Source organism: Moorena sp. SIO4G3 (assembly GCF_010692305.1).
Taxonomy (GTDB): Bacteria; Cyanobacteriota; Cyanobacteriia; order Cyanobacteriales; family Coleofasciculaceae; genus Moorena; species Moorena producens_A.
The window spans coordinates 21,066-45,545 of sequence record NZ_JAAHIG010000007.1; the positions used below are offsets into that span (position 1 = coordinate 21,066).

23 protein-coding genes are annotated in these 24,480 nt (G+C 44.9%); 16 read left to right on the forward strand and 7 right to left on the reverse strand.

All coding sequences use genetic code 11. The annotated features are described in order from the left end of the window. Positions 1-39: 39 nt before the first annotated feature. From rodA to F6J99_RS02145, 3 genes are all read right to left on the reverse strand, one after another. Positions 40-1,308 (reverse strand): rod shape-determining protein RodA, encoded by a 1,269-nt coding sequence (rodA, locus tag F6J99_RS02135; RefSeq protein ID WP_293111514.1) that lies wholly within the window; start codon positions 1,306-1,308, stop codon positions 40-42. Then, positions 1,295-1,423 (reverse strand): hypothetical protein, encoded by a 129-nt coding sequence (locus tag F6J99_RS02140; RefSeq protein ID WP_293111515.1) that lies wholly within the window; start codon positions 1,421-1,423, stop codon positions 1,295-1,297. The genes rodA and F6J99_RS02140 overlap by 14 nt, the downstream gene beginning before the upstream one ends. 100 nt (positions 1,424-1,523) lie before the next feature. Continuing rightward, positions 1,524-2,588, reverse strand: a complete 1,065-nt coding sequence (locus F6J99_RS02145; RefSeq protein WP_293111516.1) for an Mrp/NBP35 family ATP-binding protein — start codon at positions 2,586-2,588, stop codon at positions 1,524-1,526. A 632-nt stretch (positions 2,589-3,220) separates the two neighbouring features. Here F6J99_RS02145 and F6J99_RS02150 point away from each other — a divergent pair. The 11 genes from F6J99_RS02150 (at position 3,221) to F6J99_RS02200 (ending at position 14,549) form a co-directional block, all read left to right on the forward strand. After that, complete coding sequence (locus F6J99_RS02150; RefSeq protein ID WP_293111517.1) at positions 3,221-3,418, forward strand: hypothetical protein; 198 nt, start codon at positions 3,221-3,223, stop codon at positions 3,416-3,418. A 94-nt stretch (positions 3,419-3,512) separates the two neighbouring features. Next, entirely contained in the window at positions 3,513-4,202 is a 690-nt protein-coding gene (locus F6J99_RS02155) for a class I SAM-dependent methyltransferase (protein WP_293111518.1), read from the forward strand. Positions 4,203-4,414: 212 nt separating this feature from the next. Then, entirely contained in the window at positions 4,415-5,356 is a 942-nt protein-coding gene (locus F6J99_RS02160; RefSeq protein ID WP_293111519.1) for a zinc-binding dehydrogenase, read from the forward strand. A gap of 194 nt (positions 5,357-5,550) precedes the next feature. Next, on the forward strand, positions 5,551-6,864 hold the full coding sequence (locus tag F6J99_RS02165; RefSeq protein WP_293111520.1) for an NAD(P)-dependent oxidoreductase: 1,314 nt from the start codon (positions 5,551-5,553) through the stop codon (positions 6,862-6,864). 79 nt (positions 6,865-6,943) lie between these two features. Next, positions 6,944-7,693: a CmcI family methyltransferase gene (locus tag F6J99_RS02170; protein ID WP_293111521.1), complete on the forward strand. Its 750-nt coding sequence runs from the start codon at positions 6,944-6,946 to the stop codon at positions 7,691-7,693. Positions 7,694-7,838: 145 nt separating this feature from the next. Beyond that, complete coding sequence (locus F6J99_RS02175) at positions 7,839-8,723, forward strand: hypothetical protein (protein WP_293111522.1); 885 nt, start codon at positions 7,839-7,841, stop codon at positions 8,721-8,723. A gap of 7 nt (positions 8,724-8,730) precedes the next feature. After that, a complete protein-coding gene (locus tag F6J99_RS02180) occupies positions 8,731-9,831 on the forward strand; it encodes a mandelate racemase/muconate lactonizing enzyme family protein (protein ID WP_293111523.1) in 1,101 nt (366 codons plus the stop codon). Positions 9,832-9,864: 33 nt separating this feature from the next. After that, on the forward strand, positions 9,865-10,611 hold the full coding sequence (locus tag F6J99_RS02185; protein WP_293111524.1) for a sulfotransferase family protein: 747 nt from the start codon (positions 9,865-9,867) through the stop codon (positions 10,609-10,611). Positions 10,612-10,668: 57 nt separating this feature from the next. Beyond that, positions 10,669-13,146 (forward strand): CoA transferase, encoded by a 2,478-nt coding sequence (locus F6J99_RS02190; RefSeq protein WP_293111525.1) that lies wholly within the window; start codon positions 10,669-10,671, stop codon positions 13,144-13,146. A gap of 37 nt (positions 13,147-13,183) precedes the next feature. Next, positions 13,184-13,591, forward strand: coding sequence for a DMT family transporter (locus F6J99_RS02195; RefSeq protein WP_293111526.1), 408 nt, complete (start codon positions 13,184-13,186; stop codon positions 13,589-13,591). Positions 13,592-13,607: 16 nt separating this feature from the next. After that, positions 13,608-14,549 carry a 2-oxoglutarate and iron-dependent oxygenase domain-containing protein gene (locus F6J99_RS02200; protein ID WP_293111527.1) on the forward strand — a complete coding sequence of 314 codons (942 nt, stop codon included), beginning with the start codon at positions 13,608-13,610 and terminating at the stop codon, positions 14,547-14,549. Positions 14,550-15,299: 750 nt separating this feature from the next. Here F6J99_RS02200 and glpX read toward each other — a convergent pair. The 3 genes from glpX to F6J99_RS02215 all read right to left on the reverse strand — a co-directional run bounded on the left by glpX (position 15,300) and on the right by F6J99_RS02215 (position 17,025). Continuing rightward, positions 15,300-16,337, reverse strand: coding sequence for a class II fructose-bisphosphatase (glpX, locus tag F6J99_RS02205; protein WP_293111528.1), 1,038 nt, complete (start codon positions 16,335-16,337; stop codon positions 15,300-15,302). A 68-nt stretch (positions 16,338-16,405) separates the two neighbouring features. Continuing rightward, entirely contained in the window at positions 16,406-16,573 is a 168-nt protein-coding gene (locus tag F6J99_RS02210; RefSeq protein ID WP_293111529.1) for a hypothetical protein, read from the reverse strand. 239 nt (positions 16,574-16,812) lie between these two features. Continuing rightward, entirely contained in the window at positions 16,813-17,025 is a 213-nt protein-coding gene (locus F6J99_RS02215) for a hypothetical protein (RefSeq protein WP_293111530.1), read from the reverse strand. Between the two features lie 185 nt (positions 17,026-17,210). On the opposite strand from F6J99_RS02215, the gene F6J99_RS02220 reads away from it, so the two are divergent. From F6J99_RS02220 to F6J99_RS02230, 3 genes are all read left to right on the forward strand, one after another. After that, positions 17,211-21,299: an NB-ARC domain-containing protein gene (locus F6J99_RS02220; RefSeq protein ID WP_293111531.1), complete on the forward strand. Its 4,089-nt coding sequence runs from the start codon at positions 17,211-17,213 to the stop codon at positions 21,297-21,299. 232 nt (positions 21,300-21,531) lie between these two features. Next, positions 21,532-21,846 (forward strand): glutaredoxin 3, encoded by a 315-nt coding sequence (grxC, locus tag F6J99_RS02225; RefSeq protein WP_293111532.1) that lies wholly within the window; start codon positions 21,532-21,534, stop codon positions 21,844-21,846. A 301-nt stretch (positions 21,847-22,147) separates the two neighbouring features. Beyond that, positions 22,148-23,134, forward strand: a complete 987-nt coding sequence (locus F6J99_RS02230) for a Type 1 glutamine amidotransferase-like domain-containing protein (RefSeq protein ID WP_293111533.1) — start codon at positions 22,148-22,150, stop codon at positions 23,132-23,134. A gap of 233 nt (positions 23,135-23,367) precedes the next feature. Here the strand turns inward: F6J99_RS02230 and F6J99_RS02235 are convergent, their stop codons facing one another. Further along, entirely contained in the window at positions 23,368-23,547 is a 180-nt protein-coding gene (locus F6J99_RS02235) for a hypothetical protein (protein ID WP_293111585.1), read from the reverse strand. Here F6J99_RS02235 and tadA point away from each other — a divergent pair. Then, positions 23,506-23,997: a tRNA adenosine(34) deaminase TadA gene (gene tadA / locus F6J99_RS02240; RefSeq protein ID WP_293111534.1), complete on the forward strand. Its 492-nt coding sequence runs from the start codon at positions 23,506-23,508 to the stop codon at positions 23,995-23,997. The genes F6J99_RS02235 and tadA overlap by 42 nt on opposite strands. A 16-nt stretch (positions 23,998-24,013) precedes the next feature. After that, positions 24,014-24,256, forward strand: coding sequence for a hypothetical protein (locus F6J99_RS02245; protein ID WP_293111535.1), 243 nt, complete (start codon positions 24,014-24,016; stop codon positions 24,254-24,256). Positions 24,257-24,480: the final 224 nt, after the last annotated feature.

Sequence of the window (24,480 nt, forward strand, 5' to 3'; positions counted from 1 at the left end):
TTGGACTTATTAGTCATCCAGTATCTTACAACCCATCACTTATTGAAACTTCAATCGCTGTCGATAATTGGCCACTGCTTGGGCCAACCCTAGGCCAAGAAAGTTGCTTAGTAGGGCTGAACGACCGTAACTGAGTAAAGGTAGAGGAATTCCTGTGATGGGAGCTAAGCCAATAGTCATCCCAATGTTGATCACGGTTTGAAACACAATCATTGAGAGCACGCCAATTGTTACCAGAGAGCCAAAGTTGTCTTTCGCATTCTGAGCAATGAGCACCAAGCGTAGGCACAACCACCACAAGGCTAATAAAATACACAAGCAACCTACAAAGCCTAGTTCTTCACCAATGGCTGAGAAAATAAAGTCAGTATGCTGTTCCGGGATAAAGTGGAGTTGAGTTTGAGTTCCCTGGTTTAGTCCCCTTCCCCAAAGTTGACCAGCACCGATCCCAATCCGAGACTGAATTAGGTGATATCCTCCGCCGAGGGGGTCTAGATCGGGGTTCAAAAAGAGCGTTAATCGGTCTTTTTGATAGTCCTTCAACAGATTCCAGAAGACTTTTCCTAACGGTCCGACAACTAGGTTAACCACCAGGGTACCCAAGGCTCCCAACCAGCGCCAAGGGAGACTGAGGAAGGCAATGAGTGTAATCACAGCAGACCAGGTATACCATGCAGGTAAAGATATACTGAACAAAATGGCTGAGACCAGAGGGGAAATCAACAGAACCAACCAGCCGGGATTGGCATTTGCCCAGTAAAGCATACTCAAGGTAATTGCCCCAAACACCAAGGATGTGCCGAGATCAGGCTGCCCAAACACTAATGCCCAAGGTACTATAGTTACTGCTAAAGCTGCTATTACTGCTGGAATGGTAGTAGCGGGGCGTTTGTGCAAGATGGCAGCTAGAGTAATAATCAACCCGATCTTGGCAAATTCTGAGGGTTGAACATTAAACCCTCCAATGGTAACCCAACGCTGAGCACCCTTAGCACTGGCACCGATAATCATTACAGCAATTAAGGACAGATTGGTGATGGCGTAAATTACCCAATGCCATTGGATCAGGGATTGATAGCGCGATCGCGAAATCAATAGAGCGATGAACAGTCCAATACCACCAATGAGCAAGTGGGAGACCCAATAGTTTCCACCATTGTCGATGGCTGCAGAGCGAATCATCACTGCCCCAAAGATGGTTAGCCCCACAGTCAGGAATAACAGTTGCCAGTCTAAGTCTTGCCAGGGGGCCCACAACAGCCGCCAACGAATACTATTTCTAATTCTAAATTTATTAATTTGTACCATCAGTTATGAGGTATGAGCTAGAGCAAAGGGAACAGGGAATAGGGAATAGGGAATAGGGAACAGGGAGTAGGGAGTAGGGAGTAGGGAGTAGGGAGCAGGGAAGAAAAATTATCACAATTTATTTAGGGTTAATACCTATTAGCTATGAGCTATTAGGTATTAACCCTCAGAAAATTGTTAATGGTGATTTTCCATGTTCTATGTTTGAGTTCTTATCAATTAGACAGGGCAGCAATGGAAACTTTGGCAGCAATCTGAGATGCGATCGCTACCAGTGCTTTAGCGGAGGCTGACTCTGGATTACCCACCGCGATGGGCAATCCTTGATCCCCTCCCTGGCGTAGGGAAATTTCTAGGGGAATACAACCGAGCAAGGGAATCCCTAGTTCTTTTGATGTTTTTTCACCTCCTCCAGAGCCAAACAGGTCATACTGACGGTCGGGCAAGTCTGGTGGGATAAAGTAACTCATATTTTCTACTATTCCCAACACCGGGACTCCCATTTGCTCGAACATTTTCAAGCCTCGGCGGGAGTCTAACAGAGCGACATTTTGGGGTGTTGTCACAATTACTGCTCCTGCCATCGGTACTGCTTGGGCTAAGGTTAGCTGAGCATCCCCAGTGCCTGGTGGCATATCCACAATCAGATAGTCCAATTCACCCCACTCTACCTGATAGAGGAACTGGCGAATAATCCCATTTAACATCGGTCCGCGCCAAATCACTGGCTGGTCTGGATCAATTAGAAATCCCATGGACACTAGCTTGACACCATGGTTGAAGGCTGGCTCGATCACATCCCCCTGTTTTCCTTTCTGAACCATCACTTTGGCATCAGCTAATCCCAGCATAGCTGGAGCATTTGGACCATAGATATCAGCGTCTAGGAGACCCACTTTTGCCCCCAACTGAGCCAAAGTAACGGCCACATTTACCGCAACAGTACTCTTACCGACTCCCCCCTTACCACTGGAAATGGCTAAAATATTTTTCACACCCTCAATACCAGTGCGGTCAGGCAAGGATTTTTGCTGAGGTGTTTCAGCGGTAACATCCACGACTACCTCTTCTACTCCCGATAGCTGTTTCACTGCCTTCTGGCAATCCTCTACAATAAATTCCCGCAAGGGACAGGCTGGGGTAGTCAACACTAAGGTAAAACTGACTGTACCGTTGTCAACCTTGACATTGCGGATCATATTTAACTCCACTAAACTCTTCTGGAGTTCGGGGTCTTGTACCGGTCGTAATACGTCTAAAACTGAATTTGTATCAAGCATGACAGATAGGCGGGCATAGCGTTTGTGTTAGCTAAGGCCACGAGGAATGGGGCTACGGTTCGATTGTAGAGCTTTTACGAGGCGCAGTGATTGCCAATCAGACTAAGAAAATAGACCATTGAGGCGATCGTTACCAACTGTCTCGAAATGTATCTGATTATTTTTGTATTTGACTTACAGCCTAACTCCTAAGGGGGGTTAGGGAGAATTCTTACTCCGTGAAAACTGAGAACTATGTACTTAATAAAATCGCAAACCCCTATAAAATATCATGTCTATCGACACTATAGGGTTAATTCTACTTATCAAGTACATTCAAGTTTATTATCCCTGTCTTGATGTAGTCGGTGATGGGTGAAGCCCCTTCATTTTAGCGCATCCGTCACTACTCCCTACTCTCTAAAACCCACCGGCTTAAGTACCTCATGGGATTGATACATACTATAGGTATTGCCCCCCAGTTGATAGTGAAGAGCAACTATCGCCGAGGCAGACGTAAAATTTTGTAAAACTACAACTATCCCTTGTGATAGCTAGATTACAGCACGAACGAAATCGCAAAAGCACTCAAAAAATTTGTCACTTTACCAAAGTATGTTATTCTACAAGAGGCCTAAATGCTAGGGAGAAATATGGGCTTAACGAGAGACCTCTTAAAGGAAGTTATCTGGTGGAGCTGTGCTACCAGTCGGGTCTCTGATCACGAGGATTCCGATTATCCTGACCAACCATCCCTAGCCAAGATTAAGCAGTTCGACTTTGGAAAACAATGTTGTCATGGGGTTTATCACCCGATGATGACTAAAATTCTTGCAACTCTTCCGCACTAGAGGTTTCTTTTAATAGGAGTTGGGCTGATATTTCCCTTGTCGCCCTCTCCCTTTCAGAGATGTCACAAGTTGTCAACAACAAGAGGTATTTATTTTGACGACAACCATTGCTGAACCCAAAAGTGCTAAGACAGTTAATAGTTTTGATGCGATTAAGGAAGCCCACAAGCTTTCTGGAAACCCTGAAGATATCAAGCAATACTACGATCAATGGTCAAGGGCCTATGACCAAGATGTGGAGAATGAAGACTATTGTGGCCCGGATTACATTGCTGCCTATTTGGATTTGTTACCCAAGCAGGATGGAAAGTTTTTGAATTTAAGCAATCCGGAAATCGAAATTTTAGATGCAGGCTGTGGGACAGGCCTTGTCGGTATGGCGTTACGTCGCAAAGGCTATCAAAATGTTGATGGGTTTGATTTGTCCCATGGCATGGTTGAAGAAGCTGAAAAAACCCAGGCTTATCGCAATTTAACCGGGGGATGCGATATGACTAAACCCATCAAAGCCTACCCGAATAATCGCTATGATGCTGCTATTAGTTGTGGCGTTTTCACTCTCGGTCATGTGCCTCCCACAGCCCTCGAAGAAATGATTCGCTTTACTAAGCCGGGGGGATTAGTTGTAGTGAGTACTCGTAAAAGTTATTACGACAGCACAGATTTTCAAGGGGTTTGCAATCAACTCGAAGCTGAAAACAAGGTCAAGCTTGTCAGCTCCATTATTGACGGCCCCTACCTTGCTGAAGAAGGTGCTCACTACTGGGCTTTTAGAGTTTGTTAAAGGCTTAATGGTGAACACAGCAGCATAGGTGGCGAAGCCCGTAGGTTGGGTTGAACAATGAAAGCCAATATGATCGCCTTAGCTGGTGTATTTGTTGAGTTTTTTTAGTTCAATCCAGCCTAAGGGGCTGATCAGCACTGGAAATGAATTCCGGTGTAAGCCCTTTGCTGTGACTAGAAGTCGGCGGTTTCTAAACTCCCGGAGTTTTTCTGATGACCCAGCTCATGAATGCGGCTCTTCTTACTGGCCACGGAGGAGCCGACAAATTAGTTTATACCCAAGTAGCTAAACCCTCGCCCCAAGCGGGAGAGGTTCTGATTCAAGTGGGAGCTTGTTCTGTTAATAACACGGACTTGAATACCCGCACCGGCTGGTATACCGCAGAACAGGAGTTTGAAGCGGTTCTGCAAGATACCGCCACAACAACTATTAATACTTCAACTGGTTGGGGACAAACCGCAATCCAATTTCCTCGGATTCAAGGGGCTGATATTGTTGGCAAAGTGGTTGAGGTCGGTGTCGATGTTGACCCCAAGCTGCTGGAGCAAAGGGTGATGGTGGATCCCTGGATTCGAGCTGAGTCTTCTGGAAGCGATCGCTACATTGGCAGCGAATTAGATGGCGGCTTTGCGGAATATGCAGTTATTCCCGCTTCCAACGTTTATCCAATCCACTCACCCCTATCTGACCTTGAACTCGCCTGCTTTCCCTGCTCCTATTCCACCGCCGAAAATATGGTGGTCAAAGGTCGCATTACTGCTACCGATACGGTACTGATTATGGGCGCTTCTGGAGGAGTAGGCAGTGCTTTGATTCAACTGTGCAAACTGCGGGGGGCGACGGTAATTGCGATCGCAAGCCACAGTAAGCAAGCCTTTGTCCAGAAACTTGGAGCAGATTTTGTTTATGATCGCAACAAAAATTTAAATGATTCTTTAGATCATCATCCCATTACGGCATATCTTGATACTGTTGGTGGAGTGTATTTTTCACAATTACTCAAGAAGCTGAAAGTGGGAGGAAGGTATGTGAGCTGTGGTGCCATTGCAGGGCCCCTCGTCCAACTTGACTTAAGGGAACTCATTTACAAAGATTTAGAAATGATTGGTGCTACTCGCATGGAAGCCAGAGTATTTCAAAATTTAGTCAATTAAATCAATCAAAATTGTTTGAAACCAGTAGTTTATAAAACTTTTCCCCTTTCTCAAATCCATGCAGCTCAAACGTTTTTCCAAAGCAAAAGCTTCTGTGGTAAAGTGGTGATTGATTTAAAGCAACTATAAACTGCGAATTGGATTACCTTTCAACACTGATAGCAATTAACAAATTCTGACACAAGTAGGAGATTATGACTAAGCAAAAAATTGCCTATATTGGTACAGGAGCCATGGGCAAACAGCATATCTACAAACTGCTGAAGGATGGGTATCAAGTCCAAGTTTATGATAAGTATCCAGAAGCAGCAAAAACAGTGATCGCAGCAGGAGCAGTTTGGAAAGATAGTCCCAAGGAAGTTGCTCAAGGTGCAGATCTGGTGATTACCAATTTACCCTTACCCCATCATGTATTAGAAAATATGTTAGGGGAAACTGGGGCAGTAGAAGGCATGAGACCTGGTGCAACTTGGATGGATTTCTCCACAACTGACTACCATAACACTCAACATATAGCAAAAGAAGCAGCTAAAAAAGGACTATTCAGTTTAGAATCTCCCGTGAGTAATCTCTCCCACATGGGTGTAGATTTCTGTAATGCCAGTTTCTATGTTAGTGGAGATCGGGAAGGCTACGATCTGAGTAAAGAAACCCTCGATGCGATTGGAAAAATTTCCTTCTTTGTCAGCAATACCATCGGAGAAGCTCAAACGGTAAAACTGTTAACTAACTTGCTGTTTTATACGGCAATGGTGACAGCCGGAGAGGTTTATATGATTTGTAAAGTATATGGTATTCCTCTACTTTGGATGTGGGATTATATTCGAGCGTCTCAAGGGAATAGTTTTGTCACTGAGCAAGTGAGTCCGTTTATTTTTGATGGTAGTTATGACTATTCTTGCTCTTTAGAAATCACGGTTAAAGATACAGATTTAACCGTAAAATTAGCCGATGAACTGAATGTTCCTTTACCTCTAGGGCGTATAGTTGAAGAGCGATATCGGGAAGCAGGGCAAAAATATGATGCCCATGATAACCATGTCAAGGTGACTAAATTAATCGAAGAAGACAATAATTTAGATTTGAGAGTTCCTGATTTTACTGCTTCCTCTCCCTATGGTTTAGATCGCAGTTATGTTCATTCTGAGGAACGAGTAACAGATAGTTTTGGTCGAATTAAACCTCTCCCCTATCAACTGGAATATACTGCCCCAGAACCTTTGAAAGACGAAAATTTGATGGATATTGCTCAATCTCTCACAGATTTCATGGCTTATATTAATTACTTAATCTTGGGAGAAGCGAATCAGTTAGGTAAAAATATGGGATTGACTGATGAGTTATTGGTTGATGTGATTCGCTGGAGCTGTGGCACTAGTTGGGTTTTTGATAATATTGATGCTTATCAACCTCACCCAGAGATTGTAGAGAAGATAAAATCATTGGATTTTGGCAGTAAAGTGAAACTTCCAGTTATCAAAAAATTCCTGGCCTATTTGAGTATCTAAGATAAATCGAACTAAATGGAGCAAAATTCATGACCTTTGAACATATACAATAAAAACTACTAGTACAACGACTAATACTATGAAATATACTGACATCATCTCACAAGCCAAGCATCAAACTCTGTTATCTAGAGGCGATCGCTTTGTTAAAATATCAGAGCGAGATGATCGAAGTGAAATTCCTGGTGATGTATGGCGGATTTTGCTCAAGAATACCTATTTGCAAACTTGGAAAGGGATTATTTTGAATAAAGGGTTTGCTGAGATTGCCACCTATCCCATGCTTCTGCATGAGTTACAGCCTAAAACTATTATTGAACTGGGCGCATTGAATGGAGGAAGTGCCCTTTGGCTATCAGATAACTTGGAAATTTTTGGCATTCAAGCAGAAATTTATTCGGTCGATATTGACCTCAGTTTGTTGGATGAAAAAGCTAAATCAAAGCCCAATATTCACTTTATCCAAGGGGATTGTAACCAGATAGAATCAGTATTACCCCCTAGTATCCTAGCCAGTTTACCCCATCCTTGGCTGTTGATTGATGATGTCCATATCAATACCATAGGAATTTGTGAGTACTTTCATCAGAATGGCTTACAAACCGGAGACTACTTTATTTTAGAAGACACCAATGCCGAGATTTGGAAATTTTGGAATGATGAAGGTTGGGAAGAAGAACAGGAAATGAGGGAAGCTGTAGAGAAATTAAACAATATGAAAAAATGGTTGCAGTGCCATGAAGACCAATACTTGGTCGATACTCACTACCAAGATTTATTTGGTTACAACGGCTCTAAAAACTGTAATTCAGTTTTGCAACGAGTTTGAAGAGTTGGCTAGCAACTTAAGCTGGGATCGCCAATGCTGTAAAGTTTCGCTCCTACAGGGGATTAATCTGCTCCCTCAGGTTAAGTTATTCTGTTTTATTTTGATACCGAATTTGTTGATTTTGTTTACAAAGGTAGATTAAATAATGGGGTATTTAGTCAATAAAATTACTCTATCCCAAGAAGATAAACAGTCTTTTTCAGAGAATGGATTTATCAAACTGAAACAACTGTTTACAAGTGAAGCTACCGATAAATTACGGAAGCTAACATCTAACTCCCATCAAATGAAAAATCCTCCTAGGGTTTACTCTGGAGAATTTTCAAAAATCGGTTATGACGTTGAAGAAACGGTAACACACGATATCTATTCTTCAACGAATTTTCAATATGTTATGAGACAATTAGCCCATAATGAACTAACTTTCATGCAAGGAATTGCATTTGAGATAAAAGCAAATCAGAAAGGATTCCCTTGGCATCATGACATTTACTCCTTTTGTTACATTAGGCCAGAGGATTTAGGATATACTCTCTGGATTCCCCTCGATCCGATTAATACAAAAGAGCAACACGGAGGCTTGGCCTATGTGTCTTGCCAAGTTTATTCTGCCCGTGAGTATTTTAATTTTATTTACAAATTAGTACAACAGGATAAATTTAAGGAATTATTGAAAACTGAAGACTTGAAGAATTATGATTTCCAGTTTGCTGATCAGATGGAAACTTTTCTTTTGGATAATAATAAATTAGAAGAGGACTTTGAAGTCGGTGATGCCCTTTTGCTAGACAAATGTATTTGGCACAAAAGCTATCCCTTAAAAGCGGGACCATTGCCATCGAGAATGGCATACGTGATGCGTTTCGTCGATTCTCAATCCCGCCACTCAAAAGTTTTCCTTGAGGGGACATACTCCCTCATAGAAGCTACTAGTAATGATGTTCAAAGTGACCTGGGCTATAAAATGGCTAACGTTCTTAAAGATGGTGAGATTATTCCCCATAACTTCGTTAGTTTAAAAAGAAGTTAAAAACAGTATGAAAATCTCACGAATTTCCGTCTATCAAGTCACCTTACCCCTAGAGCATCCTTATCGACTATCAGGAGGTAGGTTGTACTTTGATAAACTGGATTCCACCATAGTTGCTATCGATACAGATGAAGGAATCCGAGGTTGGGGAGAAGGATGTCCTTGGGGTTCCACTTATTTACCGGCTTTTGGGCGGGGCATCAGGGCTGGAATTGAAGAGTTAGCCCCTCAACTCCTGGGATTAGATCCCAGACGCACTGATTTAATCTATCGGACGATGGATATTGCTCTACCAGGTCATCCCTATATTAAATCTGCCCTAGATATGGCTTGTTGGGATATCTTGGGTAAAGCAACGGGATTGCCTCTGTGTGAACTATTTGGTGGTCGTTTAGACCAACCAGTGATCATTCAAGATCTGATTTCGACCGGTACCCCAGAAGAAATGATCAAATCGATCGCCAGAGGTCAACAAAAAGGCTACACCATCCATAGTTGTAAGATTGGAGCCGATGTTGCTCAAGATATTGAAACAATCAAAGCAGTAATGTCTTATTTACCTGCCAATGAAAGTGCAACTTTCGATGTTAATCGAGCCTGGCTAGCAGATGAAGCAATGCGGGTTATGAATGCTGTTACTGACTCTATTTGTTATTTTGAACAACCCTGTGAAACCTATGAAGAATGTCTTCAAGTCCGTCGCGTCACATCTCATCCGATTATCTTAGATGAATGTATTCAGCGCTATGGGGATATTGTCCGCGCTCAAGGTGACCAAGCTTGTGAAGCCATTGGGTTAAAAATTAATCGGTTTGGTGGTTTAACTAAAGCCAAGCGCATCCGAGATTTTTGTATGGAAACTGGGATTCGGATGAATATTGAAGAAACTGGGGGTAGTGTAATTGCAGATACGGGAGCCGTGCATCTTGCTCAAGCCACTCCACGAATGTTTTTGCGAGCTACTTGGTTATGTAATGATATGCTAACTATTGACACAGCTACAGGTGGTGCCCGCAATCAAGGGGGTAAGACTTTTGCGCCAGAAGCTCCAGGGCTTGGTGTAGAGCCAATACTTGATGTTTTGGGTGAAGCGATCGCGGTATATTAATGATTTGCATATAACCAAATATCAGACAGAATCATGAGTAAGATTTTAGCCCTGTGGACTACCTTTCGCACTAGATCTACTGCCTTTGAGTGCATGATGCGAGAACGAGGAGATTTTCTGGTTTTCCACGAACCCTATGGTCTTTCATTTTACAATAGCGAAGAACGGCGCAATACCAATCGTTATCCAGATGCTGAAATCAAAGCTGAGTATAACTATCAAGCCACAAGGGAAAGGTTGCGGGAAGAAGCAAAACAGCACAAGGTATTTATCAAAGATATGCCCTACTATATCAGCAATTTAATAGAACCTGAATTTGTGGCTGAGTTAGATAACACGTTTTTGATAAGAGATCCAGCTAAAATGCTTCCTTCATTGCACTACCTATGGCCAGATTTTACCCTAGAAGAAACTGGGCATGAACCTTTGTATCGTTACTTTATGATGGCTGGAGATATTAGTGGTAAAACACCCATCTTAATCGACTCTGATGATCTGCTCGAACAGCCAGATGCAACCATTAAAGCATATTGTGATGCAGTGGGGATCCCTTTTATTCCAGAAGCCTTAAGTTGGGAACCAAAATCTCGACCAGAAATTAACCAGTGGCAAGATGGGTTGTGGCATAGTTCTCTTAAGACTAGCAAGGGGTTAAGAGAAGGAAAGCAGAAAGAAAACAACTATGAAACGGTGGAGGATAACGATCGCTTAAAGCAAGCCTACAAATATTGCTTGCCTTATTACCAAAAACTTTACGAACATCGACTGCGGATTGAATAACGGATTTTGACGCTGAAACAAACGATATAGATTGATATTTACCAGGAATATAATCTATTGACGTTTACCATTTTCAATAGTAAATTTTCCGAACAAAAAGGAGAAGTAATGAGCCAAGGTGCTTTGTCTGATTTAAAAGTTATCGATTTGACTCAATATATAGCGGGTCCATATTGTACAAAGCTCTTAGCTGGGTTTGGTGCTGAGGTTATAAAAGTTGAATCACCTAGCAGTGGCGATCCCGTTCGACACATAGGCCCATTCGTAGGCAACAAACCAGGTATTGAGCGAAGTATTCCTTTTCATTGGCTCAACGGGGGGAAAAAAAGTGTAACTCTTGATTTCGAAACACCAAAGGGAATTGAAATCCTCAAACAACTGATTGCAGAGGCAGATGTTTTAGTCGAGAATTTTGCTCCCACTGTTATGCCTAAGCTAGGGTTAAGTTACGATGAGGTTAAAGAGATTAATCCTGCTATTGTCATGACCTCTATTTCTAATTTTGGTCAAAATGGGCCGTATCGGGATTATCAAACCAATGAAGCGATTCTATACGCCATGAGTGGCTGCATGGAGTCAACGGGTGATACAGATAAGCCACCGTTGGCCTCCGGACCAGCTGTTAGCCAGTACACGGCTGGTATGTATGCCTACTTGGGCACCCTGATGGCACTGTTTCAGCGTGGGGATGGAGGTGAAGGCCAACATCTTGATGTCTCCATCCAGGAAAGTGCTATTGAGAATGTCCAGATGAGAGTGACCACATATTTCCATACGGGCAAGGGCAAACCACGCAACAGCAATAACAGAGACTGGGCACCATGGCAGTGTTATCCTTGTCGCAATGGTTATGCTGCCGTCCTGGGAGGTCCCCATCGTCATTGGCGGAAGGGAGCTTCTTTATTTGAAGAGCCACGCCTTTTAGAAGACCAGTTTCTCCATGTCTTGGATCGTGCTAAGGCTCATGATCAGGTCGAGTCCCTGATTAAACCTTGGCTGATGGGTCACGACAAAGAGGAAATTTTTGAACTGGGTCTAGCTAGGGGATTTGCCTTTGGTTACTTGGCAACAATGGCAGAAGCCTTCGGGTTTAAACAGCACCAAGAGCGGGAGTTTTTCCTAGAAACTGAATCCCACCCAGAAGTAGGACGGTTAATATCCTGTCAAGCTCCCTTCCGTTTGTCGAACAGTTCGTGGTGTATGGGACGAGCACCATTGCTCGGAGAGCATAATCAAGCTGTCCTGGCTCAAGAGCTGCAATCTTCCTTATCTGACAGGAATCAGCCAAAAGAAAACAGTAATCATCTGCCAAACCAAAAGAAAAATCCACCTTTGTCGGGAATTCGAGTGCTAGAGATTTCCCGCGAATGGGCAGGCCCCCATGCTGGAAGAATCCTTGCTGATTTTGGTGCTGAAGTAATCCGGATTGATTATCCCCCTCGGATGGAAACCACACGGGGAAGTTCTACAAAGGATAAAGCCTATAATCGGCAGTTGGGTTTTCATCAACTGAATCGCAACAAAAAATGCCTTGCGGTGGATCTCAACGATCCAGTAGATCAGGAAATCCTGAAAGACCTGATCCGTCACACAGACATTGTCCTAGAAAATGCCAGACCGGGTGTACTCAAAAAATTAGGCTTTTCCTATGAAGAACTCAAGGGGATTAAACCGAACATCATTATTGTTTCCATGTCCGCCTATGGACAAACAGGTACTTATGCGCCTTATCCTGGTTACGGTGCTTCCATTGAACCTCTCAGCGGTATCAACTCCCTAACTGCCTATAGTCCATATACACAGGCAGATGCAAAGCGGATTAGAGAAACTGACATGATCAATGGTGTGATGGGTGCCTGTGCCGCTCTCACTGCCTTATCCAATCGCCAAAGAATCGGGGAGGGAGATTGGGTCGATCTCTCCCAGTTAGAAGGATTAATGCACGGGATTGGAGGGGAGCACTTCTTGGAATATGCAGTCAATGGGGAGACAACCTTACCCATCGGGAACCGTCACCCAGCCTACGCTCCCCACGGCTGTTATCGTTGCAGGGAGGAAGATCAATGGGTTGTGATTGCGATCGGCTCGGATGAGGAATGGAGGACTTTTTGTCAGACCATCGGACAGCCGGAATTGAGTCAAGACCTGCGGTTTGCCACAAGCGAAGATCGCCAACAAAATCACGACGCACTCGACACACTGATAGAAGCCTGGACACGCCAAAAAACACACTATGAAGTCATGCACTTGCTTCAAGATCGGGGGTTGATGGCAGGAGCAATCTTGAATATTCCTGAACTCTGTCAAGATCCTCATCTCTGGGAAAGAAACTATTTTCAGAAACCCAGTACGGGTTCGGATACATTTTTTCCCGGCTTTCCATTACAGATGTCCGCTACCAGCGCTGTTTTTGAACATATTGGTGCAGACTTAGGAGAACACAATCGTACAATCATCTGCGATCTACTGGGTCGCCCTGAAGAACAAGTCAAATCATGGCCGGAAGAGGAGCTGGGTACTGACTACGATCCATAGTAATATTTTGGATCAGTCAATAGGGGTGTATGAATAGATGAAACCATGGTTTATACCTACATTAGGCGCAATTTTGTGTTGGGGAGCTTGGGCATTTTTGCCTAAACTTTCGGCTCAGTATATTAGCGATAGAAGTGCCATTGTCTATCAGGGATTAGGAGGAGCAATTGTTGCAACGCTTATCTTTCTGCATCTCAGGGATGGCCTGGAAACCCATCCAGGCGGGATTATAGCTGTAATTGCAGGAATGCTCAATTTTTTGGGGGTGCTATTTTATATCAAGGCAGTTTCTAAAGGGTCAGTGGCGATCGTTTCTACCCTATCAGCCCTTTATCCCTTAGTGGTAATTGTCTTGGGGTTAGTTGTTTTGCACGAAACATTGACCCTAAAACAAATGATTGGTATTGGTTTTGCCCTAGTTGCGATCGCGCTAATTGCTACATGAATCAGGATAATTATAAATGAATACATTACCCGTAATATCCTTAACAAAATTAAAAGACCTCAATGGTTCAAAATCAGGCAACGAAGAACACAAACGCCTCTACAACATCTGCTTAGAGCATGGGTTTTTATATTTGAAAGATCATGGCATTTCTGCCGAGTTAGTTCAACAAACCATCGACAGCTCTCGTAACTTTTTCCAGTTGCCAAAGGACATTAAAGAAGACTACGGCCAAGACAAACAAACCGTTTATCCCAACACGTCTAGGGGCTACGTTCCCCTTTATGGCGAAACCCTCCATGAGGATGTTGGTCCTGATCCCAAGGAACTTTTTGACCTTGGCATTGAACATCCACCTTCAGACAAGCCTTTTACTGGCCCCACCTTGATTCCTGATGATACTGTAGCCCCTAGTTTTGCTGCATCCCACTATCAGCTTCAAGGGGAAATTATGACTAAAATTGTTCCCCACCTTCTCAGGGCACTGGCTGTTGCTTTGAACCTTGACCCGGATTGGTTTGACCCTTATTTTGATGATCCGATTCTAATTCATCGAACTATTTACTACCCCTCTGAAAGTGGTGTGGCAGGAAAACATACAGACAACGGCATTTTTACTGTGTTAATCCAAGAATATTTTCCCACCCCTTCCCTGCGGGTTTATACTAAAAATGCCTGGATTGATGCGGTCTGTTTAGAAGATGCTTTTGTGATTAATTTGGGGGATATGTTGCAACTTTGGACAAATGGTTTGTTTGTGAGTACTCCCCACGAAGTGATTCATACACTCTCCAGGAGTCGGATTTCGATTCCTTTCTTTGTTTATCCAGATGTAAACGCAACGTTTGAACCGATCGGAACCGATAAAAAGATAAATGCTACTGACATTATGCTGAAAAACTTTACTTCAATTTGGGTTGAAAAATCAGGGGCAGGTAGGGCTAAAGAATTAAAGTAATCAGGATTCTGTAGATAATAAGTTATGGGGATAATAGCTGACTTGTCGCCCCTTCAGCCTTGGTTGACTGGTTGACCATACCCCCTAAACCCCACCCGCGACACCAGGTCTTCTTTTTCCGCTTCTTGTACCCTGCTTGACCGAAACCACGTTTTGCGATCGCATTAATCTTTACCTCTACAATCCCATCTCAATCCTCAAATACCTATTTATCTCCTTAAAGGTGCTGCACTTGAGTCAATTTTGATATAACCAAGACACAAAATCCCCCTCACCTTCAAAATCCAACAACCTGAGCAGGTGACAACAGGGTCAAATTTCTATAGCGCTTGTCATAGTAATGAGGTCAACAGGATTTTTTCCCTCTTGCTTCTTGCCTATTCCCCATGCCCTCCTTCACCCTTTATCGGGAGATAGGGGGGATTAAAGCTAATAAAAAGTTATTTTTAACCTGAAAAAAAACCTCTCCCCAGCACCCCAGCTCCCTTTCACCCGTAGAAAAAGACAATTTATTCCTGAAAATGAAACAGCCCTGCCTTAAAAAAGGGGGGAGCCATACTCCCTCGTCCCCCTTTTTTAAGGGGGATAATGGGGGATCTCCGAGGCAAGAAGAAAAGCCCTAGGCGCTACAGGGGTAAGGATTCAGCTAACGGCTGACGGCTGATAGCTGATAGCTGATAGCTGATAGCTGATAGCTGATAGCTGATAGCTGATAGCTTACCTACAGGGTTACAACCCTCTTCCTAAGAGTTAGCTCAATTGGATATACTTGGGCTGTTCAAACATATGGACGGTGTCCACAAATCGAGCGGTCTTGGACTGACTGGAAATAACTAGGCTTTGAGTCCGTGCTCCACCTTGGAAGAACCGAACCCCTTCCATCAGGGTTCCTGGGGTGATGCCGCAAGCAGCAAACAGTACGGTTTCGCCAGAGGCTAGTTCCTCAGCATTGTAAACCTTATCGGGATCGGTAATGCCCATTTCGTTGAGCCGGGCAATGTTGCTTTCTTTGCTCTCCCCAATCAGACCAGTTTTCACGATGGCGGGATCATAGATCAGCTGACCTTGGAAGTGTCCCCCTAAGGCACGCATTGCTGCTGCTGAGATTACTCCTTCTGGCGCAGCACCGATGCCCATCAAGGCATGGATATTGGTACCAGCAAAGGCACAGGAGATGGCGGCTGAAACGTCACCGTCACTAATCAGTCGCACCCGAGCACCAGCTGCCCGGATTTCCTGGATCAAGTCCTTGTGACGGGAACGGTCCATCACAACCACCACTAGTTCTTCAATGGAGCGCTCTAGACAATCGGAGAGGATTTGCAGATTTGCGGTTGCGGACTTGTTGATATCCACATGATTCAATGCTTGGGGTGGTGCTGCCAGCTTCTTCATGTAGAAGTCAGGAGCTGCAAATAGACCACCCTTCTCGGAAATAGCTAGCACTGCCATGGAACCGTTTTGTCCATAGGCAACTAGGTTGGTGCCTTCACAGGGGTCAACCGCAATATCAATTTCGATCAGCTCACTTGGGTTACAGAAGTCGGCAGCATTCTCTTGGGTGCAAATCCCAACTTCTTCACCAATGTAGAGCATGGGAGCATCATCCCGCTCACCTTCTCCAATTACAATGCGACCCCGCATATAGATCTTGTTCATCCGCTCCCGCATGGCTTCTACAGCCACTTGGTCAGCAGTGTTTTTCTCCCCTTTACCCATCCATTTGGCGGATGCGATCGCAGCTTTCTCTACGACTTCTATAATTTCTAAACCTAGTGTATTTTCCAAAGCGCCCGTTCTCCCAAAAGCTTGATGAGCTTAATTTCTTAATTATTTGTTTACAGTCTTTAAGTCTATCAGAGCGTGGGATCTCGTAGAAGGGAACAGGGAATCGGGAATCGGGAATCGGGAATCGGGAATCGGGAATCGGGAATCGGGAATCGGGACTGAAATCCTTGTTTACTATAGGGTTTAGGTTTGTTGAGGCTGGGCAGGGGGCTGTGTGGAAACGGATGCGATCGCATCACCCTAGGGAATCGGGAATCGGGAATCGGGAATCGGGAATCGGGAACAGTGAGTGAAACCCTTTCCCCTGGTTAGTTTCAAATTCCCCCCTTATTAAGGTATTTCTTCCAATTCCCCCCTTATTAAGGGGGGTTAGGGGGGATCACCCACACTGCCTATTCCTTATTTGCCCCCTAAATCCCCCAATTCTGGGGGACTTTGATATCATTACTACCCAAAATTTTGGGGTTAGGGGGGATCACCCATCCTGCTTCTTAAACCAAGGACCCACCACCTGGATCAATCTAGTCACAGCTCCCACTAACACTGCGATCGCTAAAATCATTTCCGCTGGACTGTCCCCATCCTTGAGCCAGAGTGCAGGATTTTCCATTAGGGGCTGTGGTTGTTCGACTAATGCTATAGTGTCAACTCCTTGATTATCAACCACTTGCTCTTTGATGTCATTCATGGTAATGCTTCAATTTCCTAACTGAATCCATAGTGACCTGAGGGTAGTGTCCAAAAGCAACAGCTAAGTTTAGGGTAGCTACAACCACGGTATATCAAGGCTAAACTAGTTGAGGGTAGCTTCTTCAATTGAGGGAACACCTACCCTAACCCTCAACTTTTTTTCCTTCCCCATCCCCCAATAGAATGCCCAGACGTACTTTAGGTCCTACAGTCAAAAACAGAGCACTGCGTCTATTTGAAGCATTAGTTTCCTTTGCTCAAGACATCGGTAATCAGGGAAATAAAAATATTAAATTCTATTGGAAAAAGAAAACCTCAACTGATCTGAAACTAGTAATTGAAACTCAGACCAGATATTTAATGGGACTCACCAAGGATGATAACTATCCAGGTAGTCTCAGCAAGCTTCAAGTGGCGGAAGCCTTGCAGCGGATGGAAGACTTTTTAGGAATTTTAGAAGACAACCGTGCTCAGAAGAAGGGAAAAGACCAAAGGCATTTCACTCTGACACTCTACGCCCAAGACCTAGCTACAAATTTAGAACTATTTAATCAACAGTGGGACGATAAACGACCAGATAAATCCAAACAGCAAAAACCAGCAACTGCTACTCCTGCCAAAACCTGCCAATCCTTTCGCCCTAAGCCAGGGGTTCCTTTCCAAGCCCCACCCCTACCAGCTCACTTTATCCAGCGCCCAGAAGTAAGCCAATCCCTCAAGCAATCCTTACTGTCAGAGCAGACAGCCAAGACGGGAACTCTGGTGGTTAGCGCCATTTATGGTTTGGGGGGGATTGGTAAATCGACCTTGGCTGCTGCTATTGCCCATGACCGAGAGGTACAGACTCATTTTCCCGATGGTATTCTGTGGGCAACCTTGGGTCAGCAGCCAGATTTGCTGTCTTTTCTCAGTAGTTGGATCCAAGCACTGGGAGACCATGACTATAAACCCACTAATACTAAGGCTGCTTCTAGACATTTACAAACCTTGCTCTATGACAAGGCTACGCTGCTAGTCGTAGATGACGCTTGGAACCCAGACCATGTTGAACCCTTTCGGATTGGTGGTGCTAAGTGCCGCGTGTTAGTGACAACTCGTGAAGCTCGAATTGTCGGAGTGACTCGATATGATTTAGATGTGATGAATCCCTCACAAGCCTTAGCCTTACTGGAAGACTATGGGGGGTCTCAACTCAAGGGGTCAGACCGTAAACAAGCCGAAGCCCTAGCCACAACTGTGGGCTACTTACCCCTAGCCCTGGAGTTAGGGGCAGCACAAATAGTAGATGGTATTTCCTGGAAGGAGTTACTCTCTGACCTACAAACGGAAATTGCCCTGTTGGAAACCTTAGATTTACCAGGTGCCGAAGAGGTTGATGAAAAGCGACGCAAGCACTACAGCCTAGTGGCATCCTTTAATCTCAGTCTACGGCGACTACCATCGGAAAAATTTCAGCAGTTTGCCTGGTTGGGTGTCTTGCCAGAAGATGTCTCGATTACTCCGGCTTTAGGCACAACCTTGTGGGATGTTGGTGCGAGGGAGGCCAGAAAGACCTTACAGTATTTCAAGTCTAAGGCTCTACTGCTCTGTGGTAAATCCACTAATTGCACTCCCACCTATCAGCTCCATGACTTAGTCCATGACATGGCGCGTCGGTTGCTAACTGCTGAAGCAGCTACAGGGGGAGAGGGCAACTTACCGGGTTTGGGATTAACCTGGCCCCAAGCCCATGGTCAACTCCTAGAGCGCTATCGCCAAAAAACCGAAAACGGGTTATGGCACACCTTACCAGACGATGGCTATAGTCACAGTTATCTGACCTGGCATTTAGAAAAAGCGGGTTGGGTAGAGGAAGTACACCAACTGCTCCAGGAGGAAACAGAGGCTGGACGCAATGGTTGGTATGAAACTTGTGAACGTTTGGATAAACTGGGGAGCTTTGTCAAGGATGTGGCCAAGGCTTGGCAGTTAGCAGAAGAGGCTTTTTCCTATTCACCAACTCGTTCCATTAGTTTGCAGTGCCGTTATGCTTTGATGGTGTCTTCTATCAATAGTTTGCTAGGGCATATTCCAGGAGAATTGATGGCAGCCCTGGTAGAGAAAAAGATCTGGACTCCAGTTCAAGCTTTGGCTTATGTTAAACAAATACAAGATCCTCTTAGTCGAGCTAATGCCCTCAGAGAGCTAGCGCCAAAGTTACCGAAAACATTACTCTCAGAAGCCCTCAAAATCGCACAGGCCATTACCGATGAGTCGAACCGAGCCTATGCCATCAGAGAAATAGCACCATATTTGCCTGAAGTTATACTCCCAGAAGCCCTCAAAATCACACAGGCTATTACCGATGAATCAGACCGAGCCTATGCCCTGAGGGAAATAGCACCACAGTTACCGGAAAGCCTACTCCCACAAGCCCTAGAAGCCGCAAGAGCCATTACCAATGAATCGAGCCGAGCCATAGCTCTAAGTGAACTAGCACAACAGTTGCCGGAAATCTTATCAGAAGCCCTAGAAGCCGCACGAGCCATTACCGATGAGTCATACCGAGCCTATCCCCTCAGAAGACTAGCACAACAGTTGCCAGAAATCTTACCAGAAGCCCTCGAAGCGGCACAAGCACTTACTAAGGAGTCGAGCCGAGCCTATGCCCTGAGTAAACTAACACCACAGTTGCCAGAAATTTTACCAGAAGCCCTCGAAGCTGCACGAGCCATTACCGATGAATCAGACCGAGCCTATGCCCTCAGAGAACTAACACCACATTTGCCGGAAATCTTGCCAGAAGCCCTAGAAGCGGCACGAGTCATTACCAAGGAGTCGAGGCGAGCCTATGCCCTTGAAAAAATAGCACCACAGTTGTCGGAAAGTTTGCTCCCAAAAGCCCTAGAAGCGGCACGAGCCATTACCAATGATACAGACCGAGCCCATGCCCTCAGAGGACTAGCAGCACATTGGCCGGAAATTTTACCAGAAGCTCTAGAAGCGGCAGAAGTCATTACCAATCAGTCAAGCCGAGCCCATGCCCTGAGTAAACTAACACCACAGTTGCCTCAAATCTTACCAGAAGCCCTCGAAGCGACACGGGCACTTACCAATCAGTCAAGCCGAGCCCATGCCCTCAGAGAACTAGCACCACATTTACCGGAAAGCTTACTTCCAGAAGCCCTAGATATGACACGGGCCATTACCGATGAGTCAGACCGAGCCGATGCCCTGAGTGAACTAGCAAAACATTCGCCGGAAAGCCTACTCCCACAAGCCTTAGATGTGGCACGAGCCATTACCGATGATAGAGACAGAGTCTATGCCCTGAGTGAACTAGCACGACAGTTGCCTCAAATCCTACCAGAAGCCCTCGAAGTAGCACGGGCCATTACCGATGATAGGGACCGAGCCTATGCCCTGAGTTACCTAGCACCACAGTTGCCGGAAATTTTACCAGAAGCCCTCGAAGCTGCACGGGCTATTACTGATGAGTCGAACCGAGCCTATCCCCTGAGCAACCTAGCACCACAGTTGCCGGAAATTTTACCAGAAGCCCTAGATGCAGCACGAGCCATTACCAATGAGTCAGAGCGAGCCCATGCCTTGAGTGAACTAGCACCACAGTTGTCGGAAAGCTTGCTCCCAAAAGCCCTAGAAGCGGCACGAGCTATTACCGATGAGTCAAGCCGAGCCTATGCCCTGAGTGAACTAGCACCACAGTTGCCGGAAATCTTACCAGAAGCCCTCGAAGTGGTACAGGCTATTACCGATGAGTTTAACAAAGCCAATGCCCTGAGTGAACTAGCAAAACATTTGCCGGAAAGCCTGCTCCCACAAGCCCTAGAAGTAGCACGAGCCATTAGTGATGAATACAGCCGAGCTGATGCCCTGAGTAACCTAACACCACATTTGCCTCAAATCTTACCAGAAGCCCTCGAAGCGACACGGGCACTTACCAATCAGTCAAGCCGAGCCTATCCCCTAAGTACACTAGCACCACATTGCCCGCAAAGCCTACTTCCAGAAGTCCTAGAAATGGCACAGGCAATTCAGTCTGAGTATCACCGAGCCTATGCATTCAGTGGACTAATCGAAAATCCTAACTTTTCCCTCCAAGAGGACGTTTACCTTTGGCAAGAGTTTCTTCACACCTTGGCTTTTCGCGATCGCGAGTCCTTCTTAAGATACCTGGTTGATCTCAGTCCAACTATTATCTCGTTGGGAGGCAAGGAAGCTCTGGCTGCAATTGTTGAAGGGATTAAGGATGTGAGTCGCTGGTGGCCCTAGAGTGGAATGAAAAAGCTTTCCAAACAACTATTTTATCAATTATTATTATAGGGTTTTTGTAAACAGGATTACAACCATGGCTAGATAGTATTTTAAAACAAATAATCAAAGCAAATACTGATTTATAGTAACACAAAAAGTTATCTTATTTCTTTCCTTTTTCTTAATTTAAACTATCCTGTAAGTATGGTATATCTTGAACTAGGATTCAACAACATAGGATTAACCAACAATGCTCGATTTTCTCAATCCCATCCTAGGACGCAACCCAGAACAGATGAAAGCCAATGTGGAAATTTACACGTGGCAAGCCTGCCCCTTCTGTATCCGAGCGAAGCTATTGCTATGGTGGAAAGGGGTTGACTACACGGAGTATAAAATCGATGGGGACGACAATGCCAGAAACAAGATGGCGGAACGAGCCAACGGAGGCCGAACGGTACCCCAAATTTTTATCAATAACCAACACATTGGCGGTTGCGATGAGTTGTATGATTTAGACGGTAAGGGACAATTGGAGTCTTTGCTGACTCAGGCAGCGAGCTAATGGGAATCGGGAATCGGGAATCGGGAATCGGGAATCGGGAAGAGAGGGCGTTGCTGATTATGGGTATGATTTTGCCCCCCTAGGGAGTGTTTTCAAAGTTTTCCGCAAGATTATGATCCCCCCCAGCCCCCCTTAAAAAAAGGGGGGAGCCATACTCAAAGTCCCCCTTTTTTAAGGGGGATTTAGGGGGATCTCCAATGTTCCCTATTCCCTACCTTGACAGTTAACTTTTCAACTTCGTGCAAGATCGGAATCAAAAGGTTAAGGTTGATTGGTTAAGCTTTCAGGGTGAATAACAATAGTGAAACGTTTAGTTATTAGTGCCTTAGTCTTCGTGATCATGCTGGGAGTAGTAGCATTCCCTGCGGCTGCTACGGTCAAGCGCTATCAAATTAGTGAATCGCCTAATGTTGATCTGTCTTTAGATGGCCCTGCCTTTGACTTGGGTGGTGGTGGTCCTGATGTGGATGAAGCGATCCAGTGGATGATTAACCAAGTTAGGGATTGCAGCAAATGCGATCGCAAAGTTGATGTAGTAGTAATCCGGTCTTTTGGTGACGATGGCTACAATCAACCGATCTATGACATGAACGGGGTTAATTCTGTAGAAACCCTAGTGCTCGATAGCCGTGATGACGCGAATCGACCGGATGTGGTGGCTACGGTGGAAAACGCTGAGGTATTATTTTTTACCGGTGGTGACCAGTGCGACTACGTGGAGAATTTCCAGGGCACAGACCTTCATAATGCGATCGCTTATGTCCTTGATAAAGGTGGGGCTATTGGTGGAACCAGTGCTGGTGCCATGATTCAAGGTAGTTTTGTCTATGATGCTTGTCAAGGGTCTATCCGCTCCGATGAAGCCCTCAATGACCCCTATGACCATTACATTAGCTTGACCAATCACCTATTTAAATGGCGAGACCTACAATCAGTAATTGTCGATACCCACTTTAGCGAAAGAGAGCGCATGGGTCGCCTGATGGTATTCATTGCTCGCCAGCTCCAAGATACCGACGCAGAAGAAGTTTTAGGCATCGGGGTAGACGAAGCCACATCAGTAGTTGTAAACTACAACGGTTACGCTGAAGTGATCGGAGAAGGCGCAGCTTATTTTGTCCTAGGTGACCATCGACCAGAAGAATGTGAACCAGGAATTCCCCTAACCTTTTCCAATTATAAAATTTGGAAACTATCCGGAGGTGACACCTTTGACCTCAGATATTTACCAACTTCCGGCTACGAAATCGCTAGCGTAGAGGAGGGAGTAATTAGTTTTGGAGAATAGGGAATAGGGAGTAGGGAACAGGGAACAGGGAACAGGGAACAGGGAACAGGGAATAGGGAATAGGGAACAGTATCAAAGATATCCCAGTAGTTTTTGGTGTTATGATTAAGTAGTATTATTTTTCGTGATATATCTAGTTTACTAATCAAAAAATAAACTATAAAATAATTACAATAAATCCAATATTTATGGATTTAAATTAACAAGTTAAAATTTAAAATAGCAATAAACAATTAACCCTTAATCCTTCTCTCCCCATCTCCCCATCTCCCCATCTCCCCATCTCCCCATCTCCCCATCTCCCCATCTCCCCATCTCCACGCTTCCCTCTCTACTCCCTGCTCCCTACTCCCTGCTCCCTGCTCCCCAGAATGGAAGTACCTAACCCGATTGATAACTCCTATCTCATCCATCGCAAATGGATGAGTGTAGCCATAGAAATTGCCCAGAAAGCTGGTGAAGCGGGTGAAGTACCAGTGGGTGCGGTGATTGTAGACAGTGAAGGTAAGTTAATTGCTACAGGAGAGAATCGCCGAGAGCGGGACAAAGACCCCACTGCTCATGCCGAAATCCTGGCACTCCGTGCTGCTGGTAAAAAGTTGCAAAGTTGGCATCTGAATCACTGCACTCTCTACGTTACTTTGGAACCTTGTCCCATGTGTGCCGGAGCGATTATCCTAGCACGACTCGGTCTTCTGGTTTATGGTGTGGACGATCCTAAAACTGGCAGCATTCGCACCGTTGCTAATCTTCCTGATAGTGCTTGTTCTAATCATCGGTTGCCAGTAATAGGGGGAATTATGGAATCCGTTTGTCGGGAACAGTTGCAATCTTGGTTTAGCCAGCGACGCAAAAGACCGTAAGCATTCGCCGTTGCTCGTGGAATGGGCATCTTGTGTGGAACTGGCATCTTGCCAGTTTCCTGCTTATTATGGAATGATTTTGTGGGTGGAACTGGCATCTTGCCAGTTTCCTGCTTATTATGGAATGATTTTGTGGGTGGAACTGGCATCTTGCCAGTTTCCTGCTTATTATGGAATGATTTTGTGTGTGGAACTGGCATCTTGCCAGTTTCCTGCTTATTGTGGAACTGGCATCTTGCCAGTTTCATGCTTATTGTAGAACTGGCATCTTGCCAGTTTCCTGCTTATTTTCGAGCGGGCAGGATGCCCACTCTACTCATATCCATTCCAGGACTGACGCAACGCCATTAATAACCTTAGTATAGATAGCTAACAGATGAGGGCATGACACCACAAGAAGTGTCCCGTTAGTATCAGATATTGATCTTGAAACCACATACAGTAGAAGTGAAGGTTAAGGATTTAAGACAAACCCTTGATCCT

Bases quoted from the DNA above. Each gene is read 5' to 3' on its own strand.
- rodA (WP_293111514.1), bottom strand. From the start codon at position 1,308: ATGGTACAAATTAATAAATTTAGAATTAGAAATAGTATTCGTTGGCGG.
- F6J99_RS02145 (WP_293111516.1), bottom strand. From the start codon at position 2,588: ATGCTTGATACAAATTCAGTTTTAGACGTATTACGACCGGTACAAGAC.
- F6J99_RS02150 (WP_293111517.1), top strand. From the start codon at position 3,221: ATGGGCTTAACGAGAGACCTCTTAAAGGAAGTTATCTGGTGGAGCTGT.
- F6J99_RS02160 (WP_293111519.1), top strand. From the start codon at position 4,415: ATGACCCAGCTCATGAATGCGGCTCTTCTTACTGGCCACGGAGGAGCC.
- F6J99_RS02165 (WP_293111520.1), top strand. From the start codon at position 5,551: ATGACTAAGCAAAAAATTGCCTATATTGGTACAGGAGCCATGGGCAAA.
- F6J99_RS02170 (WP_293111521.1), top strand. From the start codon at position 6,944: ATGAAATATACTGACATCATCTCACAAGCCAAGCATCAAACTCTGTTA.
- F6J99_RS02175 (WP_293111522.1), top strand. From the start codon at position 7,839: ATGGGGTATTTAGTCAATAAAATTACTCTATCCCAAGAAGATAAACAG.
- F6J99_RS02180 (WP_293111523.1), top strand. From the start codon at position 8,731: ATGAAAATCTCACGAATTTCCGTCTATCAAGTCACCTTACCCCTAGAG.
- F6J99_RS02185 (WP_293111524.1), top strand. From the start codon at position 9,865: ATGAGTAAGATTTTAGCCCTGTGGACTACCTTTCGCACTAGATCTACT.
- F6J99_RS02195 (WP_293111526.1), top strand. From the start codon at position 13,184: ATGAAACCATGGTTTATACCTACATTAGGCGCAATTTTGTGTTGGGGA.
- F6J99_RS02200 (WP_293111527.1), top strand. From the start codon at position 13,608: ATGAATACATTACCCGTAATATCCTTAACAAAATTAAAAGACCTCAAT.
- F6J99_RS02210 (WP_293111529.1), bottom strand. From the start codon at position 16,573: ATGCGATCGCATCCGTTTCCACACAGCCCCCTGCCCAGCCTCAACAAA.
- F6J99_RS02215 (WP_293111530.1), bottom strand. From the start codon at position 17,025: ATGAATGACATCAAAGAGCAAGTGGTTGATAATCAAGGAGTTGACACT.
- F6J99_RS02220 (WP_293111531.1), top strand. From the start codon at position 17,211: ATGCCCAGACGTACTTTAGGTCCTACAGTCAAAAACAGAGCACTGCGT.
- grxC (WP_293111532.1), top strand. From the start codon at position 21,532: ATGCTCGATTTTCTCAATCCCATCCTAGGACGCAACCCAGAACAGATG.
- tadA (WP_293111534.1), top strand. From the start codon at position 23,506: ATGGAAGTACCTAACCCGATTGATAACTCCTATCTCATCCATCGCAAA.
- F6J99_RS02235 (WP_293111585.1), bottom strand. From the start codon at position 23,547: ATGGATGAGATAGGAGTTATCAATCGGGTTAGGTACTTCCATTCTGGG.